Here is a 3,478-nt window from a genome sequence, read left to right as displayed (position 1 = left end):
GTGGGGTACGGAGGGGGGCGGCGGGATTCTGTCGGGCGATGATCCCGGCCGGCCTTGGCCGATCGCAACAGAGGCACGTGCCTTCATTGTGCCTGCCGACAACGGCCGCCGGGCCCCGGCGACGGAGACTCACCGCATGACACCTGTGACGATCTCCGCCGCCGGGTCCGGGCCGGCGGAAGTACCCCGCACGGCCGGGGGAACAGCACCCGGTGCCTGGGCGGGCATCGCCGACGCCGCGGCCCGCACCGCCGCGGTCACGGTCCTTACCGTGGACGACGTGGCCGGTATCCACGCCGTGGCCGACTTCTTCGCCGACGTGTGGCAGACGCCCAGGGCCACCCCGCCGTACCCGGCCGAGGTGCTGCACAGCCTGGTGCACGCCGGTGGCGCGGTGCACGCCGCGTACACCGCCGGACCGTCGGGCGAGCGGCTCGCCGGGGCGGCGGTGGCGGTGTTCGGCGCCCCCGCCGAGCGGGACGTGTACTCGTTCGTCGCGGCGGCGTCCGCGGCGGGGCGGGGCGTGGGCTTCGCGGTCAAGCAGGCGCAGCGGCTGTGGGCGCTGGAGCGGGGCGCCAGCACCATGCGCTGGACCTTCGACCCGCTGGTCCGCCGCAACGCCCGCTTCAACCTGGTCAAGCTGGGCGCGGTCGGCAGCGAGTACCTGGTCGACTTCTACGGGCCGATGAACGACGGTGTGAACGACGGCGACGAGAGCGACCGGCTGACCATCACGTGGGACCTGGCGACGGGGACCACGCGCACGGACGACCCCAGCGGGGACCGCTCGGCGGCCGACGTCGTGACCCGGGCACCGGACGACGGACCGCTCGCCCTGCGCGACGCGGACCGGCTGTGGTGCCGCGTGCCCGAGGACATCGTCGCGCTGCGCGCCGCCGACCCGGCCCTCGCGCTCGCGTGGCGGCACGCCGTCCGCGGGGTGTTCACCGAGGCGTACGCCGAGGGCCTGCGCGCGACGGCCATGTCACGCGACGGCTGGTACCTGCTGACCCGTTCGTCGTGCGACAGCCCCGGCGAGCTTTCCCAAGAGACGTCCCAAGAGACGTCCTACGAGACGTCCTGCAAAACGCCCCACGAAAGGCAGCGATGAAGCTCGAACGCGTGGAACTGCTCCACGTCGCCATCCCGCTCGTCACCCCCTTCCGCACTTCGTTCGGGACGATGACCAGCAAGGACACCTTCCTGCTGCACGTGGTGACCGACGAGGCCGAGGGCTGGTCGGAGTTCGCCGCCGACCCCGAGCCCCTGTACTGCTCGGAGTTCGTCGCCGGCGCCGAGTTGGTCATCCGTGACTTCCTGCTGCCGCGCGTGGCCGCTCTCCCCGCGCCGACGACGGCGGCCGTCGCCCCCGCCATGGCCTCCGTCAAGGGCCATGAACTGGCCAAGGCGGCCCTGGAAACCGCCCTCCTGGACGCCGAACTCCGCGCCTACGGGATGTCCCTGGCGACGTTCCTCGGCTCGGTGCACGAACGGGTGCCCGCGGGCGTCTCGGTCGGCATCAAGAACTCCGTACCCGAACTGCTGGACGACGTCGAGCGCTACCTCGCCGAGGGCTACCTCCGCATCAAGCTGAAGATCGAGCCGGGCTGGGACGTCGAGCCGGTGCGCGCGGTACGCGAACGCTTCGGCGACGCACTCCCGCTCCAGGTCGACGCCAACACCGCCTACACGCTCGCCGACGCCGACCACCTGCGCAGACTCGACGACTTCGGGCTGCTGCTGATCGAGGAGCCGCTGGAGGAGAACAACCTCCACGCCCACGCCCGGCTCCAGCAGCGCCTGCGCACCCCGGTCTGCCTCGACGAGTCGATCCACTCGGCGCGCGACGCCGCGTCCGCGATCGCGCTGGACGCCTGCCGGGTCGTCAACGTCAAACCGGCCCGCGTCGGCGGCTACCTCGAAGCCCGCCGCATCCACGACGTGTGCGCCGCCCACGGCGTGCCGGTGTGGTGCGGCGGCATGCTGGAGACGGGCATCGGCCGCGCCCCCAACCTGGCGCTGGCCGCCCTCCCGGGCTGCACCCTCACCGGCGACACCTCGGCCTCCCTCCGCTACTTCGCAGAGGACATCACGGAACCCTTCACCCTCCACGACGGCCACCTCCCCGTACCCACGTCCCCCGGCATCGGCACCACCCCCCTCACGGACGCCCTCGCACGCTTCACCACGTCGAGGCGGGAGCTGTACGCGGCACGGCGCTGAGGTCGTGCCTGAAGTGCGGCCATACCCGGCACCCTGGGTCCTCCGAGCCTCGATACACCCACAGGCAGTCCCACCGGCGGTCCCACCCGAGCGGACGTCAACGGCCTGGCCTACTCGATGTGCCTGGCGAGCTCCGGGTAGGGGCCGTTCTTCGCGTAGACCAGCTCCGGGATGTAGGGCATCACGCAGCCCGCCTTCGACGTTCCCGGGACGGCGTTGTCGCACCCCACCGGAGGAGTCGGCAGCGAGAGCTCGTTGGTGGGGCCGACCCAGCGGGGGTTGGTGAACCACCACGCCGCCTTTGCCTGCCCCTCCCCTTCTGTCCCTTGGGCGAGGTCTTGATCGTGGTCTCCTGGAACTGGCCGACCGGCTCCTTGCTCTGGCTGATCGACTGGGACGGGAACGTGCTCTCGATCACCTTGCACCTACCCGCACACTTCGCCCCGCCGTTGGCGCTGCTGCCATCAGTTCCACCTGGTAAGCCCACTTCTTCTGGTCCCGCACGCTCTAGGCGTAGGCCCGGACGAGGTAGTGCATACGGCTGGTCACCGCGCCGGTGCGCGGGTTCGTAATCGTCAGATCACCAGGGGAAGATGGCGCACGCCTTGAACCGGTTGACGTACCACTTGCCTCTCGCGCCGTCGTCACACCAATTCGGTGTGGGCCAGGCATCCACAGCGGCACGCAGTTCGGACGCTGACGTGTCGGTGCTCCACGACGTGCACGCCACCGGCTCGTCGCTTCCCGCCACCTGGGCGGCCGGCCGCCAGACGCGTACGGCACGCCGCCTCGTCATCCGATGCACTCGCCGGCGGAGCCGGTACCAGGACCCCCGGCTCGGACTCCTCATCTTCCGAACGGCTCCGACACCGGTCCCGGCTCCGAACGGTTTCGTGACGTAGTCGTCCCCGCCGACTCGCAGACCTTTCGATCTCCAGTAGCGCGGCCCGGCCGGAGTCCGCACTGGCCACCTCGTACCCGGAGAGCCTGAGTGTGGATGCCAGCAGAGTACGGATGCTCTCCTCGTCCTCCACGACCAGGAGCTTGTGGGGAGCGCTTGTCGCGGAATGCTCAGGCATGGCGCTGAATCCAGCCTTCTGCTCCCCGCCTTCCTCAAGGGGGGAATGTCTCTGACGATGGAAGAAATGCGCCCATGCCACAAGCCCCGGATCCTCCCTGAGGGAGAGGCAAGAGGTCCGGGGCGTGGCCTGCCACCGTTCGGGGGCAGAAACCAGGAGGGCTCAGGGGCGCGGTG

General features: G+C 70.6%; 2 protein-coding genes. Both read left to right on the top strand.

What is annotated here, in order from left to right; all coding sequences use genetic code 11:
* Positions 1-136: 136 nt before the first annotated feature.
* Positions 137-1,111 carry a chorismate synthase gene (locus FNH08_RS47255; RefSeq protein WP_228034806.1) on the top strand — a complete coding sequence of 325 codons (975 nt, stop codon included), beginning with the start codon at positions 137-139 and terminating at the stop codon, positions 1,109-1,111.
* A complete protein-coding gene (menC, locus tag FNH08_RS47250) occupies positions 1,108-2,223 on the top strand; it encodes an o-succinylbenzoate synthase (protein ID WP_152778059.1) in 1,116 nt (371 codons plus the stop codon). Before FNH08_RS47255 ends, menC begins: the two co-directional genes overlap by 4 nt.
* Positions 2,224-3,478: the final 1,255 nt, after the last annotated feature.

Source organism: Streptomyces spongiae (assembly GCF_009377185.1).
Lineage (GTDB): Bacteria > Actinomycetota > Actinomycetes > Streptomycetales > Streptomycetaceae > Streptomyces > Streptomyces spongiae.
The sequence above is the reverse complement of the archived record's forward strand: the minus strand, read 5'-3'. Positions and strand labels throughout refer to the sequence as shown.